Source organism: Pseudomonas graminis (genome assembly GCF_004364335.1).
GTDB lineage: Bacteria > Pseudomonadota > Gammaproteobacteria > Pseudomonadales > Pseudomonadaceae > Aquipseudomonas > Aquipseudomonas graminis_D.
On sequence record NZ_SOCR01000016.1, the window covers coordinates 62307 to 84430 of the forward strand.

The following is a 22124-nucleotide window of genomic DNA, read 5'->3' on the forward strand; positions in this document are numbered from 1 at the left end:
CTCAAAAAAGCCGGTTGAGGCCGTCGTATGCCGCTACCCGATAGGCCTCGGCCATGGTCGGGTAGTTGAACGTGGTGTTGACGAAGTACTTGATGCTGTTCGCCTCACCCGGCTGGTTCATGATCGCCTGGCCGATGTGCACGATCTCCGATGCCTGGTCGCCGAAGCAGTGCACGCCGAGGATCTGCAGGGTTTCCCGGTGAAACAGGATTTTCAGCATGCCCACCGGCTCGTTGGAAATCTGCGCGCGGGCCATGCTCTTGAAAAACGCCTTGCCCACTTCGTACGGCACTTTGGCAATGGTCAGGTCATGCTCGTTCTGACCGATGGAGCTGATCTCGGGAATGGTGTAAATCCCCGTCGGCACGTCGTTGACGAAGCGCCATGCGCCGTTGTCCACCGCGCTGCCCGACGCCGAACGACCCTGGTCATAGGCTGCGCTGGCCAGACTCGGCCAGCCGATCACGTCGCCTGCGCCATAAATGTTCGGCTGGCTGGTGCGGTAGGCTTCGTCGACATCGATCTGCCCGCGTCCGTTGGCCTTGATGCCAACGTTCTCCAGACCCAGCTTGTCGGTGTTGCCGGTACGGCCGTTACACCACAGCAAGGCGTCGGCCTTGACCTTCTTGCCGGACTTGAGGTGCAGGATCACCCCGTTGTCCAAGCCTTCCACGCGATCGTATTCCTCGTTGTGGCGAACCATCACGTTGTTGTTGCTGAAGTGATAGCTCAGGCCCTGGGAGATTTCCGAGTCGAGGAAGCTCAACAACTGGTCACGGTTGTCGATCAGTTCGATCTCGACGCCCAGACCGCTGAAAATCGATGCGTATTCGCAGCCGATAACGCCTGCGCCGTAGATGATCAGTTTGCGCGGGGTGTGGCCCAGGCTGAGGATGGTGTCGCTGTCGTAGATGCGCTTGTGGGAAAAGTCGATATCGGCCGGGCGATAAGGCCGCGAGCCAGTGGCGATGATGATCTGGTTGGCAACCAGTTTTTCCACGACGCCAGTGTTGCAGACCACGTCAATGCTGCGTTCGTCGGCGAAGCTGCCGGTGCCGAAGAACACGTCGACCCGGTTGCGCGCGTAGTAACCGGTGCGCGACGCCACTTGCTTGTTGATGACCTTCTCGGCGTTCTTCAGAACGTCCGGGAACGAAAACCAGCGTGGTTCACCGATGGCGCGGAACATCGGGTTGGTGTTGAACTGGATGATCTGCTTGACCGAGTGACGCAGGGCCTTCGACGGGATCGTGCCCAGGTGCGTGCAGTTGCCGCCGACCTGCCGACGGCTGTCGACCATTGCCACCTTACGCCCGGCCTTGGCAGCGTTCATCGCCGCGCCTTCACCCGCCGGGCCCGAACCCAGCACTACCACGTCGTAGTTGTAGACAGCCATGCGTACTCCTCAGAACTGGCCGAGACACCACTCTGGTGTCTCTGGCTGAATCACGCCGCCGCGGGCGGCATGAAGGATCGAAACTCGCGGCGCAGTCTAGTCGCACCGAGGGCAAACGACCATTAACCCTTGGTCGTGCCCCTCGGCTGACTGCTCTGCGCTGGCGCAGGTCGAGTGCTGGAAACCTCACTCCCCTGCCCAATTGCTGCGGATGATAAATCCCTTGCGTGACGAATCCTAAAAAAATCGCACACTCAGGCATCTGTCTCTGCAAAGGCCCCGGCCATTCACTCGGCCAGATGCAGAAACAGCCGCTGCGCCAGTTCCTTGCCGATAACGCTGCGATAAATACTCACCACTTCCTTGTTGTCCTTGGCCGCCTTGAGCATCGCCCTGTAACCCAGCAGCCGCTGCTCCGGCAATTTAAGGTGCGCGGCGGTGAAGGCATCCGCCGCCGCGTCCTCGCTGGAGTAGTGAAAATGCGCCCACCACAGCAACTGACCTTCTTTGTCGCGGATGGCATATTCCTGCACGAAGTCGTTGCGGCGAGCACCCGACATGTTTTTCCGCCCGTCATAACGGGCGATGTCCACCTCTCGCTGCCGGTCCAGGTAGCTGATGCGACTGGCCGTCGGCGGCTGTCGCTTGATCATCTCGATGCGCAACTGACGGCCCTGTTCACGGAGCCGGGCCTCCCCCGTCCGCAGCTCCGCCAGCACCGCCTCCAGCGCTTGAGCATTGCTCTGACCGGCGTGGGAATCGTCCTCATAAACCTGAAGCTTCTGCGCAATATCTCGAAGCTTGTCGGCCTTTTGCCCAAGAATATCTTCCATGTCCTCGGGCTCATTGGCGCGCCTCGATTGGCGTACGGCATTGGCGATGTCCGGCTCGACGCGCTCCAGCAGCGCCTGAGAGCGCCGGATGAGCTCGGCCATTGGCACAATGCTGTCACGACTGACCGGCCTGGGTCGCTGCGCCTCCAGCTCGACCCATTCGCCTTCGGCGTGCTGGTGATACGCGCCGATGACGCGGTCACCTGTGGCCGCCTTGACTTCGACCACCTCTCCCAGTGCAGGCTCCTCACCCTCGCGCAGACGACCGATCAACGTGCGCTGGCCGCGGGTCTTGATCACGCGCTTGCGAACCTGCTTCACCCTGGGGACATACTCGACCGGCGTGTCTGCGGGCTCCTCGCTCTCGCGAATGAGGTCCGAAAGGCGGTGCTCGGCGCAATCGGAGATGGCAGACAGATCATCGAAGAAACGCTGGAAATGTTCGGTATTAATGGCTTCCGGCTCGCTATCGAAGGCAGCGAGTGCAACCATCGACGCGCGGTCGTACTGGCGCAACGAACTTTCCAGTACGCAGATCTGTTCGGAAATCGAATAATCGTGCGGCTTCTCCAGTTCGGCCTGGGAGGTCAGCGCCCCATGCAAGTCGTCGTCGTTGAGCAGGCGCTTGAAGCTCACCGCCTTATGGTCATCCATGATGGTTTCGGGCTTGAAGCACAACTCGAGGGACGACCACATGCGGCTGGCCCGCCAGTCGATCACGGCAAACATGCGGTTGTTATAGAACCCCAGCGCTTCAGTGCGCCAATAGCCTTCACCGACTTTCGGAACCGCCCGCAGTCGTTGCCACAGGCCTTCCCTGACGAGGGACCACTTCACGCCGACCTCCTGCAGCACCAGCGACTTCTCGAACAGCGCCAGGTAAAGCCCGACGTTTTCGGCGATGACCAGGTTCGACAACGCACGCATGTGTACAAGGTCTTCCTTGGCCAGGGTCAGCATGTCACTCAACAGCACACCCTCAAGCAGACAAATGCGCCGCGCAATGCCTTGCAGGTCCTGTGCATAGACCTTGTCGCTGGTGCGGTCGGCGGGCCTGAGTTGCTGGTCGAGCTGGTTTTTGCGGTCAATGATCCCGATCACTTCACGGATATCGGTCTCCAGCGCGGAAATAACCTCCTGATGCTGGCTAATGGGCAAGCTATCGAAGCGGTTGTCGTTTTCGACGATCCGGGCGTACAGCTCAGTCTGGCGCTGGATCAGCTCGGTCTTTTGCCCATTGACGAGCTTCAGTCGGGCAGCGTTTTCCAGGGCCATCTGCCGAGCGCTACGCTTCGGCCCACCGCCCTTGAGGCGCAGGGCAAGGTCCAGACGCCAGCGCGTGCCGTCATGAACAAGCCGAGGCCCCGCGCGGTCAAGGTGCTGCGGATCGATGATCAGCACCTCGTCGTCGTTGACCCTCACCCGATAAACCGCATCATCTACCTGCGCGTACCAGACCCCGTCTCGCTCATAGAGACCCTGGGTGCCAGGAGCGCTTGAAGGCTCAGGCAGCCCGGGCTTGGGGACGATTTCAAACGTCTGCAGCGCTGCCCTCTGACCCATGCTCAGCTTCAGATCCGGTCGCGACCAGGAGAATGCGAGCTGCGTAGCGAGCCTGTCCGGCGGGGGGGATACCCTGTTCGCAGTCTCGGGGGCAGTCGTCGGGGGCGCTGCGAGCAGTTCAGCCAGGTTCGGCCGGTCAATCTGCGGCACTTTACGAGGGCGTGGTGGCACACGACTGCCGATCACGTTATGCAACAGCAGCGTCGCCACGGTCAGCAACAGGTTGGCCGTCGATGCGGCCCCTTCGCCGGCGCGGGCGTCGCGGTCGGCAGACACCTGCGCTTGCGCCTCAGCCATCAGCTGCACCAGCCACAGCGCGGTACCGGCGGTCCCGGAGATGAAGGGCATGACCATGTCCAGCGCCAGCCAGCCGCCGCGCTTGAGCAACGTCCAGCGGCTTTCGGCATTGGAGGTGGACTGTCTGTCCGCCAGCTCGATCAGCGCCGACGCGTTGGCCTGATAAAGCGCCACCAACGGATCACCGATCACCTCGTCAACGGTGAGCTGGGCAGGCGCTGGGGTTTCCAGGGGCGCGAACTCCGAGCCTTGCCCGAAACGCAGAATATGCGGCTGGTCGAATCCACCATTGGCATACACCTGACGGGCGCGATCGGTCATCCAGGTCAGTACTTCATCACTCAGTTCTCCGGGTTCGACGATGGCGGCACGCAAGGCCGCCATTGAGCTGAATTCGGTCAGCGATTGCCGCGACAGCGGGCGATACAGCACCACCGGCCCCTTGGTCGGGTTCTGGTCACTGATGACGAACATGTTTGTCACGACATCAGCCGACGCCCCGCTGCTGGCACGAAATGCCAGCGGGCGCAGCGTGGTGTCACGCAACGCCATTGCCCGTTGCTCCCGAGGCAGCATGAGCGCGGCGACGAGGCCATACGCCGTGGCGCAGAAATGCGCAGCGCTGCGAATCTTCTGCTCCAATGCCTGAAGCGGCAATTGAACGCGCAGCTGATCGATGTAAAGCGCCTGACGCCGAACCGACTCATGGGCATCGCTTATCAGAACCTGCTCCACCAACGCAGGGTAATGGCGCCCGATGTCCACCTTGCACACCAGTAATCTGAGGTAGTCGGCAGTGAACCATTCGGGCATTGGCTTGCCGTCCCGGTGCACCACGTGCAACGCGCCGGCTGGCTGGCCCGAGAGATTCTCCAGCGCAAATTCGGCGACGCTCATGCGCATCGGTTCGACCGAGCCTGAGGTAATCACTTCACCTCCGTGTGGAATGGCCACGGCGATCACCTGGCTAATTACCACCTCCAGATCGGCGACCAACACGTCAGTGGCCTCTGGATGGTCGGCCAGCAGTGCTCGCTGCAGTTGCTGACCGGCGTAATCCAGCAGCGGCGGCAAGCCTTCGTTGAAGGTCTTGCCGCCGGACCTCGCCTGGGCGCCGGCCAGCGCTATCATCCGGCGGCTGAAATCCAGGCGGTCGGTCACACTGGCGTTGCGCAGCCACTGCGGAAGCTTGTCGGTGCTTTGCGAACCGGGAACGAAGGGCAGCAGAACCGTTGAGATGTCCGTGCTCGCGATCACGCGACGCTCCAGCTCGGCAAAATCCTGCGCGGTAGCGTGATCCATGCCGGCAAGGTCCCACAGTTGCCGCTCCAGCACCGCTGCGGACAAGGCATCGAATATGTCCTCTTCGGACTCTCGCAGCGTCCAGCTCGCAGGATCAGCCGCTGACTCGCCGGCGTTGAAGCTCGACAGGAGATCCGCCTGGGACGCGTGGCGGGTGATGACGCCCGGCGACTGCCAGCTGAAAAACACGTGCGACCCGCGCCATACACCGGTCGCCACCAGCACGGGCAGCGCGACCTCCGGCAGTGACGCCTCAGGTCGATGATGGAGAATGCACGCACGAATGGCGTCGTCCGGCCAGGTTTTGTCAATTTGCAGCATGAAATCGCGCTGAGTCTTGTCGGCAAAACCTGCAATGGCGCGGAGAAATTCGCGCTCGTCTTCTTTCAGGGTCTGACTATTCGCCACAGCGTTGGAAAAGTGCTGCCTGAGCCCGTCGGACAGACGCGCCCAGGGGCTTCGCCCGCCTGCCACCGGCGCTCCCCAAAAGGCGACCAGCGCTTGTTGGAATACATCAGCCAGACCCAGCGCGACGGTGTCCACCAGAATGTTCAGCGTGTCGAAATCGACTGGCGCAGCCGGCGCACCGGAGACCTTGGGGTGCAGTACCAGCGCGTGGGCTGCTGACGTCCAGCGCGGGGTCTTTCCCGTGAGGAACGCCTGCTGCACGTTTCTGAGCAGGGTTTCGGCACGCTGCCCCTCGCCAGGGGTTGTGCGGGTGATGACGGCTGTCTGAGGATCGATGTGAAGGTCTGGAAAGTGCTGCTGCAGCGCGGTGCGCAGTTGAGCGAGGGCTACGTCGGCCAACGTTGGACGTCGGGAAAAAATTTCGATCAGGTCGATATTCAGGCTCATATGCCAGGTAACTCGTGCAGTGGGATGAGAAACACTCAACGACCCTTCGGGCATTGAGCGCATTTGCGGCGAGTTAAATCGGGAATGAGCCCATCGGTGGGATACATAGATATTGTTTTTAGCCGGGTGCAGCGGCAAGCCCGTGGTCGGTGCGCAGGGGTTCTCATTGCCAACCGCCAGCTTTACACATATCGTTACAAATCTGCGGTGCCCGAGGCCAAGCGCGGGCGCCGCAGCAGAGGACGCATAAATACAACGGATCCCCCCAGCTAGACAGCTTAAGTGAGTAATTCCAGATGGCCTCGAACACAGGCAAAGGCAAGGCGATCTTTCGCGTTGTCAGCGGCAACTTCCTTGAAATGTTTGACTTCATGGTCTATGGCTTCTATGCCACAGCCATCGCCAAAACCTTCTTCCCTGCCGACAGTGAATTCGCATCGTTGATGCTGTCGCTGGCGACCTTTGGCGCCGGCTTCCTTATGCGCCCGTTGGGTGCAATCTTCCTCGGCGCCTACATTGACCATCACGGTCGGAAAAAAGGCCTGGTGATTACGCTGGCGATGATGGCCATGGGTACGGTGCTGATTGCCTGCGTGCCGGGTTACGCGACCCTCGGCGTTGCCGCACCGATCCTGGTGTTGATTGGCCGCCTGCTGCAAGGCTTCTCGGCCGGCGTTGAGCTGGGCGGTGTCTCGGTTTATCTGGCAGAGATTTCCACGCCGGGCCGCAAGGGCTTCTTCGTCAGCTGGCAGTCGGCTAGCCAACAGGCGGCGGTGGTTTTCGCCGGCCTGCTGGGCGTTGGCCTGAACCACTGGCTGAGTCCGGAAGACATGGGTCAATGGGGCTGGCGTGTGCCGTTCCTGATTGGCTGCCTGATTGTTCCGGCGATCTTCGTGATCCGTCGCTCGCTGGAAGAAACCCCTGAGTTCGAAGCCCGCGCTCAACACCACCGCCCGAGCCTGGGCGAAGTGGTCAAGTCGATCGGTCAGAACTTCGGTCTGGTCATCGCCGGCATGGCGCTGGTGGTCATGACCACCGTGTCGTTCTACCTGATCACTGCCTACACCCCGACGTTCGGCAAAAACGAGCTGCACCTCTCTGACCTGGACAGCTTGCTGGTGACCGTCTGCGTCGGGATATCGAACTTCATCTGGCTGCCGGTGATGGGCGCGCTGTCTGACCGGATCGGGCGCAAGCCCCTGCTGCTGGCGGCGACCATTCTGGCCATCATCACGGCGTACCCTGCCCTGTCCTGGCTGACCGCCAACCCGAGCTTCGGCAACCTGCTGATGGTCGAGCTGTGGTTGTCCTTCCTGTACGGCTCGTACAACGGCGCGATGGTGGTTTCCCTGACCGAAATCATGCCGGTCGAAGTGCGCACCACCGGCTTCTCCCTGGCCTACAGCCTGGCGACCGCGACGTTCGGCGGTTTCACGCCGGCGGCCTGTACTTACCTGATTCACGTGCTGGACAACAAAGCGGCACCGGGCATCTGGCTGAGCGGCGCTGCGGTGCTGGGCCTGATCGCCACGCTGGTCCTGTTCCGCAAGGGTCAGACGCGGATTCAGGGTGTGACAGCGGTCGGCTGATCGCCGAGAGCAGCTAGCTCCAAGCTGCAAGTAAAAACGAAAACGCCCCGACTGGTTCGGGGCGTTTTTGTTTCGGCAGGGCTTCGACGCCAACTGTAGGAGCACGCTTGCCCGCGATGGCGGTGGGTCAGTCAACGTATCCAGCGGCTGACACGCACCGATCGCGGGCAAGCGCGCTCCTACAGGTAATCGGTGTTGAATCCGGAAGCCGCGTCAGGTCAGGACCTGCAGGATCATCCCCCATGGCCCGGTCTTACGCCTGGCACAGCGCCCAACAAAAACGCCCCGAACCAGTCGGGGCGTTTCTTTTTGCGTCGCGGTTCAGCTTGCAGCGTGCGGCTTACCGCTTGGCGCTTACCGCTGCTTTCAACCTACTTCGGGAAGGCTGGCGGGTTGACCCCGGTCATTTCTTCCATCACGCGGACCACCTGGCAACTGTAACCGAATTCGTTGTCGTACCAGACGTACAGCACAACGCGGTTATCCATGGCGATGGTTGCTTCGGCATCCACCACGCCGGCGTAACGCGAGCCGACGAAGTCAGTGGAGACCACTTCCAGGGAGTTCACGAAGTCGATCTGTTTATGCAGATCGGAATACAGCGCCGTGTGGCGCAGGTACTCGTTCATCTCTTCGCGAGTGGTTGCCGTCCCCAGGTTCAGGTTCAGAATGGCCATCGAGACGTTCGGCGTTGGAACGCGGATCGCGTTACCGGTCAGCTTGCCGGCCAGCTCGGGCAGTGCCTTCGCCGCAGCGGTGGCCGCACCGGTTTCGGTGATGACCATGTTCAGCGCGGCGCTGCGGCCACGGCGATCGCCCTTGTGGAAGTTGTCGATCAGGTTCTGGTCGTTGGTGTACGAGTGAACCGTTTCAACGTGACCATTGACGATGCCGAACTTGTCGTTGACCGCCTTGAGCACCGGCACGATGGCGTTGGTGGTGCAGGACGCTGCCGAGATGATCTTGTCATCGGCGGTGATCTGCTGATGGTTGATGCCATGCACGATGTTCTTCAGTTTGCCCTTGCCCGGCGCGGTCAGGACCACGCGGTCAATGCCCGGGCATTGCAGGTGCTGACCCAGACCGTCGGCGTCACGCCATACACCGGTGTTATCGACGAGCAATGCGTCCTTGATGCCGTACTGGGTGTAATCCACCTCGGCCGGGTTCTTGGCGTAGATCACCTGAATCAGGTTGCCGTTGGCGCAGATGGTGTTGTTGGCTTCATCAATGGTGATGGTGCCATCGAAAGGACCGTGGACCGAGTCACGGCGCAGCAGGCTTGCGCGCTTGACCAGATCGTTTTCAGCGCCCTTGCGGACCACGATGGCGCGCAGGCGCAGGCCGTCGCCGCCACCGGTTTTTTCGATCAGGATGCGCGCCAGCAGACGACCGATGCGACCGAAGCCGTACAGCACGACGTCAGTGCCCTTGCGCTCGCCGGAATTCTGCTGGCCAATGACTTCGGCCATTTCTTCGCGGATGAATTCTTCAGGGGTACGGCCATTGGCCTCGGCCTTGTACTTCACCGCCAGCTTGCCCAGGTCCACCGAGGCGGCGCCCAGTTTGAGCTCGCTCATGGCTTTGACGAGGGGGAAAGTCTCGTGTACGGACAACTCGCTGGCGTCGGCCTGGCGGTGACGCGCAAAGCGGTGTGCTTTGAGAATCGCGATGACTGAACGGTTGATCAGGCTGCGGCCATAGATCGAACTCACCACATTATTATTGCGGTAGAGCTGACCGATAAGCGGGATCATCGCCTCGGCGAGGGCTTCACGATCGATCCATTCACCAAGACACTGGTCGGGCTTCTGAGTCACGGGAACCTTCCACATGTAGGGGCTGAAAAAAGGGACTACATTATGCACAGGCCTTTGTTTATGAGCAATCCAGACTTTTCACCACCTGGAGCACTACATAATTTCCGGCGCACAAAACTGACAGCGTCTCTGCGGATTAGTTACACTCCCCGGCTTTGCCGCAACGCCTGGAGCTTTAACTTCCGTGCCCGTTCTGCGCCTTCCGATTCTGCCTGCTGCAGCAGGCAAACAACATTGGGGTAACCTCCCCGGTGCCGCCCTGAGTCTCGCCATCGCCGAGGCTGCCAGCGCCGCGAAACGCTTCACCCTGCTGCTTACCGCAGACAGCCAGAGCGCCGAGCGACTGGAGCAGGAACTGAAGTTTTTCGCCCCTGATCTGCCGGTGTTGCATTTCCCCGATTGGGAAACCCTGCCCTACGATCTGTTCTCGCCCCATCAGGACATCATCTCCCAGCGCATCGCCAGCCTGTACCGGCTCCCGGAGCTGGTACACGGCGTACTGGTGGTGCCGATCACGACCGCCCTGCACCGTCTGGCGCCGACCAGCTTCCTGCTCGGCAGCAGCCTGGTCCTGGACGTGGGCCAGAAGCTCGACGTCGACGCCATGCGCACCCGCCTGGAAGCGAGCGGCTATCGCTATGTCGACACGGTGTACGAGCACGGTGAGTTCACTGTCCGTGGCGCGCTGATCGACCTGTTCCCGATGGGCAGCAAACTGCCTTACCGCATCGACCTGTTCGATGACGAAATCGAAACCCTGCGCACCTTCGAGCCGGAAACCCAGCGCTCCATCGACAAGGTCGATTCGGTGCGTCTGCTGCCGGCGAAGGAATTCCCGCTGCAAAAGGAAGCCGTGACGCGGTTCAAGGCGCGCTTCCGCGAACGCTTTGACGTCGATTTCCGCCGCAGCCCGATTTTCCAGGACTTGAACAGCGGCATCACGCCGGCGGGGATCGAGTACTACATCCCGTTGTTCTTCGAAGAAACCTCCACGCTGTTCGACTACCTGCCCCAGGACACCCAGGTGTTCTCGATGCCGGGTATCGAAGCGGCGGCCGAGACGTTCTGGAAGGACGTGCGCAACCGTTACGAAGAACGCCGTGTCGACCCGGAGCGCCCGTTGCTGCCACCGTCCGAGCTGTTCCTGCCGGTGGACGACTGCTTCGCCCGCCTGAAGAACTGGCCGCGCGTAGTTGCCAGCCAGGACGATGTCGAAACCGGCGTTGGCCGCGAGCGTTTCCCCGCGCAGGTGCTGCCTGATCTGGCGATCGAAGCCAAGGCCAGCCAGCCGCTGGCGGCGCTGTCGAAATTCCTCGGCGAGTTTCCCGGCCGCGTGCTGTTTACCGCTGAATCCGCCGGTCGCCGCGAAGTGCTGCTGGAGCTGCTCGAACGCCTGAAGCTGCGCCCGAAAACCCTGGACAGCTGGCAGGAATTCGTCGACAGCAAGGAGCGCCTGGCGATCACCATCGGGCCACTGGACGAAGGCCTGGTGCTGGAGGAGCCGGCGTTGGCGCTGGTGGCGGAAAGCCCGCTGTTCGGTCAGCGGGTCATGCAGCGTCGACGCCGCGACAAGCGCGCCGACAGCCACGCCAGCGATGCCGTGATCAAGAACCTGGCCGAGCTGCGTGAAGGCGCGCCGGTGGTGCACATCGACCACGGTGTCGGCCGTTATCTGGGGCTGGCGACGCTGGAGGTCGAAAATCAGGTCGCCGAGTTCCTCATGCTGGCCTACGCCGAGGAAGCCAAGCTGTACGTGCCGGTGGCCAACCTGCATTTGATCGCCCGCTACACCGGCAGCGATGACGAGCTCGCCCCCTTGCACCGACTGGGTTCGGAAGCCTGGCAGAAAGCCAAGCGCAAGGCTGCCGAACAGGTGCGCGATGTGGCCGCCGAGCTGCTCGACATCTACGCCCGACGGGCGGCCCGCGAAGGGTATGCCTTCGCCGATCCGAAGCTGGACTACGACACCTTCAGCGCCGGCTTCCCGTTCGAAGAAACCCCGGACCAGCAGACCACCATCGAAGCCGTACGCGCCGACATGCTCGCGCCCAAGCCCATGGACCGTCTGGTCTGCGGCGACGTCGGTTTCGGCAAGACCGAAGTGGCCATGCGCGCGGCGTTCATCGCGGTACACGGCGGCCGCCAAGTGGCGATTCTGGTGCCCACCACTCTCCTTGCCCAGCAGCACTACAACAGTTTCCGCGACCGCTTCGCTGACTGGCCGGTGACAGTCGAGGTGATGAGCCGCTTCAAATCGGCGAAAGAGATCAACGCCGCCGTGGCCGATCTGGCCGAGGGCAAGATCGACATCGTCATCGGCACCCACAAGTTGCTGCAGGACGACGTCAAGATCAAAAACCTGGGGCTGGTGATCATCGACGAAGAGCACCGTTTCGGGGTGCGTCAGAAGGAACAGCTGAAGGCCCTGCGCAGCGAGGTCGACATTCTGACCCTCACCGCGACACCGATCCCGCGGACCCTGAACATGGCCGTGGCCGGCATGCGCGACCTGTCGATCATCGCCACGCCGCCGGCCCGTCGTCTGTCGGTGCGCACCTTCGTCATGGAACAGAACAAGCCGACCGTGAAAGAGGCGTTGCTGCGTGAGTTGCTGCGCGGCGGTCAGGTGTACTACCTGCACAACGACGTGAAAACCATCGAGAAATGCGCGGCGGACCTGGCCGAACTGGTGCCGGAAGCGCGCATCGGCATCGGCCACGGGCAGATGCACGAACGTGATCTCGAACAGGTGATGAGCGACTTCTACCACAAGCGCTTCAACGTGCTGATCGCCTCGACCATCATCGAGACCGGCATCGACGTGCCGAGCGCCAACACCATCATCATCGAGCGTGCCGACAAGTTCGGTCTGGCCCAGCTGCACCAGTTGCGCGGCCGGGTCGGGCGCAGTCACCACCAGGCCTACGCCTACCTGCTGACGCCGCCGCGCAAGCAGATCACCCCGGATGCCGAGAAGCGTCTGGAGGCGATCGCCAACACCCAGGACCTCGGCGCGGGCTTCGTCCTCGCCACCAACGACCTGGAAATCCGGGGCGCCGGCGAACTGCTGGGCGATGGCCAGAGCGGACAGATTCAGGCGGTGGGCTTCACCCTGTACATGGAAATGCTCGAACGCGCGGTGAAGTCGATTCGCAAAGGCGAGCAGCCCAACCTCGACCAGCCACTGGGTGGCGGTCCGGAGGTCAATCTGCGGGTGCCGGGGCTGATTCCGGAAGCCTATCTGCCGGACGTGCACACGCGCCTGATTCTGTACAAGCGCATCGCCAACGCCGCCGACGAAGAAGGCCTCAAGGACCTGCAGGTCGAGATGATCGACCGCTTCGGTCTGTTGCCGGAGCCGACCAAAAACCTGGTGCGCCTGACCTCGCTGAAGCTGAAGGCCGAGCAACTGGGCATCAAGAAAGTCGACGCCGGGCCCCAGGGTGGACGCATCGAATTCGCGGCGGAGACCCCGGTCGACCCGCTGACGCTGATCAAGCTGATCCAGAGTCAGCCCAAACGCTACAAGTTCGAAGGCGCCACGCTGTTCAAATTCATGGTGCCGATGGAGCGCCCCGAGGAACGCTTCGCCACACTGGAGGCGCTGTTCGAGCGCTTGACTCCACCGCCTTCCAAAAAATCGGCTTAAGGATTCACCATGGGTTTGATCCGCTCCTTCACCCTGCTGCTGGTGCTGTTCGCGCCGGCGGCCTTCGCCGATGGCGCCTATCAGGTGGAACTGATCCTGTTCCGCCAGAACGGCGAGCCGGCGGCGACCAATCAACCCGCGCCGGAAGACTGGGCCGGTGGGGCGCAACCGCTAGGCGCGGACAGCCAGACGCCAACAGCGCTGGACACGCTGGTGAACAAGCTGGAATCAAGCGACGGCTACAACGTGCTGCTGCACAAAGCCTGGCAACAGGACCTCAGTGCCACGCCGAGCAAGGTGGCGATCAGTGACGGCCAGGAGCAGTTCGGTCACTTCCCCATCGAGGGCACGGTGAGCCTGAGCCTGGCGCGCTTTACCGACATCGACGCGAACTTCTGGGTCAATCAGCTGGACAGCCACGGCGTGCTGGTGACCAGCGAGCGCATGCGTCAGGCCACCCGGGTCAGAAACGGAGAACTCACTTATATGGACAACGGAAGCCTCGCCATGCTGATCAAGGTTTCTCCCGTCCAGCCACTCCGTTGACGCAGGCCTAGACGTGGCGTCCAACCTGGAAAAAGCCCTCGCCCTGCCGTGGGAACCGCTGTTCAAAACGCAGTCGGTTGAGCGCGGTCTGGAGTACGCGCGGCAGAAACGTGTGATGCTTGAACACCTGAGCGGCGATGTCGTGCGCACGGTCTGCCGGGGCTCGAGCCTGGAGATCTACACCCAGACGCTGCTGTTCAAGGACCCGGAGCGCACGCGCAATTTCATTGTCGGCAAATGCACCTGCCCGGTCAGAAACAACTGCAAACACTGTGCGGCAGCGCTGTTCTTTTTGCAGGACCCGGAAAACACCCCCGGGATTCTGGCTGCGGTGGACGGCGAGTCGGTTGCGCGCAGGCCGAAAGTCGTCGAGCAAAAACCCAAGTTGCCCGAGCGCCTGGAAAAGAACATCAAGCCCGAGCCGCGGCTGATACTCGCCAGCTTCGAGTACAGCGCCTACGAGCCGCGCAACGGCAAGATGCAGCGGCACATCCAGCACCGTGCGGCCCTGGCGTTTCGCTACCGGGAATCCTATGTGTCCGGTGTGCCCGCCCCCGGCCGTGGCGGCGACATCCTCTGGCATCTGCCGGACGAAATATTGCGCACGCGCCGCCATCCGGAGCGTGAAGGCGAATACCGCAAGCAGCTGCAGGAACTGGGCTTTCGCATCGCCACTCGGCAGAGCAAGGCGCTGCCCGACAGTGCCGGCGAGATGTTCGAGCTGCCCACCGATAAAGCCTGGCTGAGCTTCATTCTCGACGAGTTGCCCCGGCTGCGCGCCGAAGGCTGGCAGATCGAAATGAGCGAAGACTTCGGCTTCGACGTCACGCCGGTAGACGACTGGTACGCCGTGGTTGACGACGAACCGGAGCGCGACTGGTTCGATCTGGAGCTGGGGATCATCGTCAACGGCGAGCGGCTGAGCCTGCTGCCGATCCTGATCAACCTGCTGCGCACGCACCCGGAATTGATGACCGCCAGCGGCATCGCCAAGCGGCGCGACGACGAGCAGTTGCTGGTTCAGCTCAACCATTTCACCCAGCGCGGCGGCGTGCCGATTCAGGTGGCGCTGCCTTATGGACGGCTGAAACCGGTGCTGGCGACCCTCGGCGATTTCTACTGGCGCGAGGACGGCAACAACGCCATTCGCCTGAGCACTGCCGATGCCGCGCGGCTGCGGCAGCTCGACGACCTGCCGCAGGTGTGGCAGGGCGGCGACCGGCTGCGGCAGTTTTCCGAGCGACTGGTGAACATCAAGGATGTGCGCGGTGAGGTGCCAGAAGGCCTCAATGCGACGCTGCGGCCTTATCAGCTGGAGGGCCTGAGCTGGATGCAGGCGCTTCGCGAGCTGGAAGTCGGTGGCGTGCTTGCCGATGACATGGGCCTGGGCAAGACCCTGCAGACCCTGGCGCATCTGCTGCTGGAGAAACAGGCCGGGCGTCTCGACCGGCCGGCGCTGGTGGTGATGCCCACCAGCCTGATCCCCAACTGGATGGACGAGGCGAAGCACTTCACGCCGCAACTGAAGGTGCTGGCGTTGTTTGGCACCCAGCGCCATCAGGATTTCAAGCGTTTGCAGGATTACGACCTGATCCTGACCACTTACGCCCTGCTGCCCCGTGATGTCGAGGTGCTCAGCCAGCAACTGCTGCATGTGCTGGTGCTCGATGAAGCGCAATACATCAAAAACCCCAACAGCAAAGCGGCGCAGGCGGCGCGTCAGTTGAACGCCCGGCAGCGTCTGTGCCTCAGTGGCACGCCGCTGGAAAACCACCTGGGCGAGCTATGGTCGCTCTTCCATTTCCTGATGCCCGGCTGGTTGGGGGAGGCCAAGCAGTTCAACAGCAATTACCGCACACCGATCGAGAAGCTTGGCAACGAGCAGCGCCTGGAGCACCTCAACGCGCGGATCAAGCCGTTCCTGCTGCGCCGGACCAAGGAGCAGGTGGCCACCGAGCTGCCGCCGAAGACCGAAATCGTGCATTGGGTCGAGCTCAATGACACCCAGCGTGATGTGTACGAAACCATGCGTCTGGCGATGGACAAGAAGGTCCGCGACGAGATCACCCGTAAGGGCGTGGGGCGCAGCCAGATCATCATTCTTGAAGCGTTGCTCAAGCTGCGTCAGGTCTGCTGTGATCTGCGGCTGGTCAACAGTGCGCCGGTCAATCCGCGGCAGTCGACTTCGGGCAAGCTGGACAGCCTGATGGAGATGCTGGAGGAGTTGTTTGCGGAGAATCGCAAGATTCTGTTGTTTTCGCAGTTCACGTCGATGCTGGAGTTGATCGAGGCGGAGTTGAAGCAGCGCGGGATCGCGTATTCGCTGTTGACCGGGAAGACCAAGGATCGGCGGGTGCCGGTGCAGGATTTCCAGAGCGGCAAGCATTCGATTTTTCTGATCAGTCTGAAGGCAGGCGGCACGGGGTTGAATCTGACGGCGGCCGATACGGTGATTCACTATGATCCGTGGTGGAACCCTGCGGCGGAGAATCAGGCGACGGATCGGGCGTATCGGATTGGTCAGGATAAGCCGGTGTTTGTGTACAAGATGATTGCGCGGGGGACGGTGGAGGAGAAGATTCAGCATTTGCAGCAGGAGAAGGCGGCGCTGGCGGCGGGTGTGCTGGATGGGCGCAAGGCCGGGGACTGGAAGTTGCAGGATGAGGATATTGCGGCGTTGTTTGCGCCGTTGCCGGCGGTGGCCAAGAAGGTGAAGCGCTAGGCGGGTTGTTTTTAGGATCAAGAGCGTCGGCCTAACGGCCTCGGTTTCGCCTTCGGCGAGTTACTTGGAAAAGCACCCCAAGTAACCAAGGGTGCTTGCTCTCGGTTGGGCCCTTCCTTCGTCAGGGTTCCTTCACTCCGGTCTCGCTCCGTGGGCCCGCGCCGAACGGACATCCATGTCCTGACGGCGCTCTCGCCGCATCCATGCGGCTCGGCCCACTCCGCGAGACCTGCGTTCAGCCTGCACCAAAGTCGCGATTGGCGGTGTTTGGACTATCTGCGTTTGAAGATCAAAAGCAAAGCAAAGCAAAGGCTTCCCGGCTGAAGCCGGTCCTACGGACGTACACGGTGATTAGTGGGACCGGCTTTAGCCGGGAAGAGGCCAGTGCAGGCGCCATCAATTCTCTGATCGTGCCCACGCTCCGCGTGGGCATGCATCCCGGGATGCTCCGCGTCCATTCCGGCTGACGCCGGTGCTACGGGTGTACGCGGTGCTTTCGTAGGACCGGCTTCAGCCGGGAAGAGGCCAGTGCAGGCGCCATCAATTCTCTGATCGTGCCCCCGCTCAGCGTGGGCATGCATCCCGGGACGCTCCGCGTCCATTCCCGGCTGAAACCGGTCCTAAGGGGTATACGCGATGCTTTTAGTGGGACCGGCTTCAGCCGGGAAGAGGCCAGTGCAGGCGCCATCAACTATCTGATCGTGCCCCCGCTCCGCGTGGGCATGCATCCCGGGACGCTCCGCGTCCATTCCCGGCTGAAACCGGTCCTAAGGGGTATACGCGATGCTTTTAGTGGGACCGGCTTCAGCCGGGAATAGGCGAGTGCAGACACCATCAATTCTCTGATCGTGCCCCCGCTCCGCGTGGCCGTGCTTCCCGGGATGCTCCGCGTCCATTCCGGCTGACGCCGGTGCTACGGGTGTACGCGGTGCTTTCGTAGGACCGGCTTTAGCCGGGAAGAGGCCAGTGTGGGCGCTGGCGATGTTGCGGATGTACGGAGTGGGTGAAGCCGATGTCACCCTGCCGCCAGCACTTTTTCTTCCGCCCATTTCACGTAGCACACCACCACAGGCATTTCGTGTTCGGCGCAGAAGTCTATCCAGCGCAGTTGGTTGTCTTGCAGGCGGTCGCCGGGGCCTTTGACTTCGATCATTCGGTAGCGGCGTTGTTCGGGGTAGAACTGGATGAGGTCGGGCATGCCGGTGCGGTTGGCTTTGATGTCTTGCAGCAGGCGGCGGAACCAGCGTTTGAGGTGTTGCGCCGGCAGGCAATGCAGCGCTTGGTCCAGCAGTTCGGGGGTCAGGGTGCCCCAGAACACGAAGGGCGATTGCAGGCCGAATTTGCTGGTGTAGGTGTCGCGGATCACCGCTTCGTAGCGCTGGTCGTCGAGCTGCGCCAGGCATTCGTCGAACAGGGCCGCGCGGCGCTGGTAGAAGTCCGGGCTGTAGAGGTCGCTCGGTGCGCTGTGGAACGGATGAAAAAACGCGCCGGGCAACGGCGCAAAAATGGCCCGCCAGCACAGCAGGCCGAACAGCGAATTGACCAGGGCGTTCTCGACGTAATGCACTTCGCTGCCCTCTTCCGCCAGGTGCTGCTGGATCAACCGTTCGACGCTGTGATCGGGCAGCGGCAGCACGCTCAAATCAAGCCGAGTGACGGTTCGTTTCAACCGTTTCTGCACGCTGCCCTCGCCCAGCTTGCGCTTCAGACGCGGCTGTATGCGCAGCAGGTGTTGGGTCTCTTCATCGTTTTCCGGCGCCGATTGCGCTTCCAGCAGCAACGTCATGGCGTCGAGAAATTGCTCGCTGCGTTCGAGCACCCTGATCCTGCGCACACGGGCGCCGGGGTAGCTGGACTGCGCGTAGACACTCAGCGCCAGAGGCCAGTCTTGCTCCCGTTCGGCCTGCTGGCCGATCTTGAACAACAGTTTGGCGCGACGCATGGCCAGCCAGGGATTGTCGGTCTTGACCGCCAGCGCCTGCGGGGCCAGCTCGGCCAGTGCCATGCCCTCGTCAAGCGCCTGTCGGCAGGTGTGCAGATGCAGGCAGATGTCGATGTCGGCGCGCTGATTGATGCCACGGGACTCGACGGAGAATTCGACTTTTTCGTAGCGATAGATACCCAGGTCCGCCAGCACAAACTCCGACCATTCCTGGTACAGGTTGCCGAAGTACAGCAAGCGAAGCCGGTCGCACAGGGGCATGACCTGCAGCGCGAAAATCACTTCTTCGAACCCGGCAAACCAGTGCTCCAGGCGCTGGGGCGATTCGTAGATCGGCAGCAGGCGCTGCAGGAGGTCGGATTTCTTCTCGGCGCTTTTGACGCCGTGAGCTTTGAAACACTGGCCCAGTTCGTCTTTGCGCAGCAGCGCAAACAGGGCGTGGAGATCCAGATGGGGTTGGCCGTCGACCCAGCCGGATTCCAGCAACGGCGCGGCGGCCAGTCGGACATCGCCGATTTCAGCGTAATCCAGCTTGCTCGCGCGAAAGAGCGTGCCTTTGCGCATGACCATGCGCACCAGCAAAGCCTGTGCAGGTTGCGGCAGTTGGGCAAAGTCGTCGATGAAACGGCGCTCGTCATCGTCGAGCAAGTCGTCGTAGCGCTGGGCGATCCAGTTCAGCACCTGACGGAAGTTTTCCAGGTAGTAAAACGGATTGTCGAGGGGGGAAAGGCTCACGGCGAGGTCACGTAACGGCTGACGGAAGAGCGTCAGGATACTGGTTATCCGTACAGATTCCAGCCCCGCCTGCTGTAGGATGACGCCGGCCCGATCAACGGCGCGGATCAACGGGCCCTGCCCATCCGCTACACTCGCTCTCCGAATTGCTCAGGAGATCACCATGCCTTCCGCCGGCAAACCCCTCGTTTATCTCGCAGGCTTCGACGTGTTTCGCGCCGACGCCATCGAGTACGGCCGCTATCTGAAAGCCCTTTGCGACCGGCACGGTCTGGAGGGTTTGTACCCTTTTGACAACGAAGTGCCGGAAGGGCTGAGGCCTGAAGAAGCCGCCGCGGTCATTTGCAACGCCAATATCGCGATGATCAAAGGCTGCGACGGGGTGCTGGCCAATTTAAACCCGTTTCGCGGCGCCGAGCCGGATTCAGGTACGGCCTTCGAAGTGGGCATGGCCGTTGCGCTGGGCAAGCCGGTGTGGGCGTATTTCGCGGCGAAGGGCTCGTTGCGCGAACAGATCGCCAATGATGCGGCGGGCTTCGATGAGCAGGGGTTTCAGGTGGAAGATTTCGGTCTGCCGCGCAATTTGATGCTGGCGTGTACCTGGGCGGGCAGCAGCGAGACGGCGGAACAGGCAATCGAAGCGTTGGCTACGTGGCTTGGCCACCGGTGATCCAGCTAGGCAAGCGGCCATGACTGGGGTGTATGACTCCGTGTATTTTAGCCAACGAGAGGACGCGGATGGATGAGTGAGTGCCGCTTGATCAAGCATGTCCGATTACTTCGCCACGGGGAAAGTACCGCTAACGCCGGGGCCGCCAGTGCGGATCACGCTACGATTCCCCTAACACCGAAGGGCGTGGAGCAAGCACGCCTGGCTGCCGCGTCATTTACACATGCGCCGGATCTGATCATCGCCTCGCCGTTTGCTCGAGCACAGACGACTGCGAAGGCAGCCGTAGCTGCCTCACCCGCTAGCCCGTTCGAAACCTGGCTCATCCACGAGTTCACCTATCTCGAACCTGCCAGATGTGCGAATACGACTCTCGACCAACGCCGGACGTGGGTCCACGCTTACTGGTCGAGGTCAGATGCCGCGTATGTGGATGGTGCCGGTGCAGAGTCGTTCCGGGACTTCATACATCGAGCTCAATCTTTCCTGAATCGACTTGCAGAGCATCCCGCGCAGGATATAGCAGTGTTTTCTCACGGGCAGTTTATCAATGCCGTCGCTTGGGTAATCGAGCATAAGCCACAGATCATAGACGGCCAGGCTATGGCGCAATGGCGCAAGTATGAGATCGAGAACCACGTTCCCAACTGCGGTGGCTACATCCTCTCGAAACATCCAGACGGCTCTGACTGGAGAGTGGTCCGCTCGTCTCCTAGGGAGCGTTCAGCGGGCGAAGCTCGTCGCGCACAAGACCGAGTGGGCAGCGTTATCGAAAGCGCCCAATCTGAACTCTCTGCCAGAGAGATAGTGCAGGTATTGCGAGAGGTCACCTTCGAGCAACGGACGATGTCCAGGGTAGGCACGGCCTCTTGGGCAGAGATTCATGGGGGCCATTTCCTGGTTGATATAGACGGTTGGCAAGTCTCCCTCTTCAACGACTGCGATACGCTCGACTACTGCGACGAATGCATCAGCGCCGATGGACGCCGCTGGTCATTCCATTCTGGAGATCGCTCTGGTACAGATCCGGTTGCGTTGCTCAGCACGTGGGAGCATCAGACACTGGAGCGGTTGTTAAAAGCATTGTGATGAAGACGGGGTTGATTGCTGCACGCTTACCCTCGGGGAGATGAAATGTTGGTGGATGACGTGAATCAGAACGTTGGAGAGTCGGTCTGGGGAGCTGCGGAGTGGGTCAATGAGCCCGGCTTTTATCGCGTGCTGGCAGATCAGTCACTGGAGGTGGTCACTGACGACCAGACCGATTTCTGGCGTGAAACCTACTATGGATTCGTGCGCGATAGCGGCCACTTCCTGGGGTTCACAGCCAAAGGAGGGTTCACGGCCCAGGTCAGAGTCAATGCAGACTTCCGCGAGCTCTATGACCAGGCAGGCATCATGGTGAGGATCGACGAGCAAACCTGGGTCAAGGCGGGAATCGAGCTTAACGACGGCAATGCAATGATCAGCAGCGTCATCACTCGGGGTCAGTCAGATTGGGCACCCGGCTTTTTTTCTGGAGATCCGCGGGACTTTTGGCTTCGCATGACCGTTGCCAAAGGCGTGCTTCGTTTGCAGTACTCAACAGATGGTCTGAGCTGGCCCCTGCTCAGACTTGCACCTTTCCCTGAAGCGGACACTTATCGGGTAGGCCCGATCTGCTGCACACCCCAGCGACAAGGGTTGCAGGTCAGGTTTTCAGAGTGGTCGTTGATCGGCCCTCTGGAACGAGAGCTTCATGACTTGAGCTGATCTGATGACGGGGAGGCATGTCCGTCACGGTACCGCTCTGTTTCTGCAGTGGTCTCATCTCCCAGGACACCTCGATAAGTGGAAACTGCATTTATCGAGGCGTTTTTCCCAGAGCAGTGGTGTTTAAACGAGACTGATGTCTCCAACCGTCGATCGCCAACGCCCTCGCCTATTCCAGATTAGACGAACTGATGTCCAGCTTGTCAGCGTCAGCAAACTCATCCAGGTCCAGTTCGCTCAGGTCCAGTTCGCCCTCGGGGTCGCGGTCTTCGTCGGAATCGGCGTCGTTGAGGGGCGACTGGTCGCCGCCGAAATGCTCGCCATCGTGTGCCAACCAGGTCATTGCGTGGATGTCCGGCTGGCTTGTCTGTACCTGCATCTGTACCTGCATCTGTACCTGCATCGTTGACGCTCCGTAGGTGAATGTCTCTGCGCAGGCTAACCCACCCGACG

General features: G+C 61.4%; 11 protein-coding genes and 3 pseudogenes. 9 read left to right on the forward strand and 5 right to left on the reverse strand.

Going from position 1 to position 22124, the window contains the following annotated elements; translation table 11 throughout:
• Position 1: 1 nt before the first annotated feature.
• A complete protein-coding gene (gene sthA, locus EC919_RS24720) occupies positions 2-1396 on the reverse strand; it encodes a Si-specific NAD(P)(+) transhydrogenase (RefSeq protein WP_133776926.1) in 1395 nt (464 codons plus the stop codon).
• Between the two features lie 287 nt (positions 1397-1683).
• Positions 1684-6246 (reverse strand): dermonecrotic toxin domain-containing protein, encoded by a 4563-nt coding sequence (locus EC919_RS24725; protein WP_133776927.1) that lies wholly within the window; start codon positions 6244-6246, stop codon positions 1684-1686.
• 296 nt (positions 6247-6542) lie between these two features.
• Here EC919_RS24725 and EC919_RS24730 point away from each other — a divergent pair, with 296 nt between their 5' ends.
• Positions 6543-7835, forward strand: a complete 1293-nt coding sequence (locus tag EC919_RS24730; RefSeq protein ID WP_065989595.1) for an MFS transporter — start codon at positions 6543-6545, stop codon at positions 7833-7835.
• A gap of 371 nt (positions 7836-8206) precedes the next feature.
• On the opposite strand, the gene EC919_RS24735 is transcribed toward EC919_RS24730, so the two are convergent.
• Positions 8207-9670, reverse strand: a complete 1464-nt coding sequence (locus EC919_RS24735) for a glyceraldehyde-3-phosphate dehydrogenase (protein WP_122538023.1) — start codon at positions 9668-9670, stop codon at positions 8207-8209.
• 169 nt (positions 9671-9839) lie between these two features.
• Between EC919_RS24735 and mfd the strand changes: the two genes are divergently transcribed.
• The 4 genes and pseudogenes from mfd to EC919_RS24750 all read left to right on the forward strand — a co-directional run.
• Positions 9840-13304: a transcription-repair coupling factor gene (gene mfd / locus EC919_RS24740; protein ID WP_133776928.1), complete on the forward strand. Its 3465-nt coding sequence runs from the start codon at positions 9840-9842 to the stop codon at positions 13302-13304.
• 9 nt (positions 13305-13313) lie between these two features.
• Complete coding sequence (locus EC919_RS24745) at positions 13314-13850, forward strand: CsiV family protein (RefSeq protein ID WP_133776929.1); 537 nt, start codon at positions 13314-13316, stop codon at positions 13848-13850.
• Between the two features lie 13 nt (positions 13851-13863).
• Positions 13864-14377, forward strand: a pseudogene (locus tag EC919_RS28000) (SWIM zinc finger family protein); the annotation flags it as partial.
• A 62-nt stretch (positions 14378-14439) separates the two neighbouring features.
• Positions 14440-16572: pseudogene (locus EC919_RS24750) on the forward strand (DEAD/DEAH box helicase); the annotation flags it as partial.
• A 1015-nt stretch (positions 16573-17587) separates the two neighbouring features.
• Here the strand turns inward: EC919_RS24750 and EC919_RS24755 are convergent.
• On the reverse strand, positions 17588-19249 hold the full coding sequence (locus tag EC919_RS24755; protein WP_133776931.1) for a VRR-NUC domain-containing protein: 1662 nt from the start codon (positions 19247-19249) through the stop codon (positions 17588-17590).
• A gap of 163 nt (positions 19250-19412) precedes the next feature.
• Between EC919_RS24755 and EC919_RS24760 the strand changes: the two genes are divergently transcribed.
• From EC919_RS24760 to EC919_RS24770, 4 genes and pseudogenes are all read left to right on the forward strand, one after another.
• Positions 19413-19919 (forward strand): nucleoside 2-deoxyribosyltransferase, encoded by a 507-nt coding sequence (locus tag EC919_RS24760; protein ID WP_133776932.1) that lies wholly within the window; start codon positions 19413-19415, stop codon positions 19917-19919.
• Positions 19920-20009: 90 nt separating this feature from the next.
• Positions 20010-20618, forward strand: a pseudogene (locus EC919_RS27505) (histidine phosphatase family protein); the annotation flags it as partial.
• A 57-nt stretch (positions 20619-20675) separates the two neighbouring features.
• Positions 20676-21008, forward strand: coding sequence for a DUF7693 family protein (locus tag EC919_RS28005; RefSeq protein WP_432213849.1), 333 nt, complete (start codon positions 20676-20678; stop codon positions 21006-21008).
• 45 nt (positions 21009-21053) lie between these two features.
• Positions 21054-21671, forward strand: a complete 618-nt coding sequence (locus tag EC919_RS24770) for a DUF1349 domain-containing protein (protein WP_133776933.1) — start codon at positions 21054-21056, stop codon at positions 21669-21671.
• 169 nt (positions 21672-21840) lie between these two features.
• On the opposite strand, the gene EC919_RS24775 is transcribed toward EC919_RS24770, so the two are convergent.
• Positions 21841-22074 (reverse strand): hypothetical protein, encoded by a 234-nt coding sequence (locus tag EC919_RS24775; protein WP_133776934.1) that lies wholly within the window; start codon positions 22072-22074, stop codon positions 21841-21843.
• Positions 22075-22124: the final 50 nt, after the last annotated feature.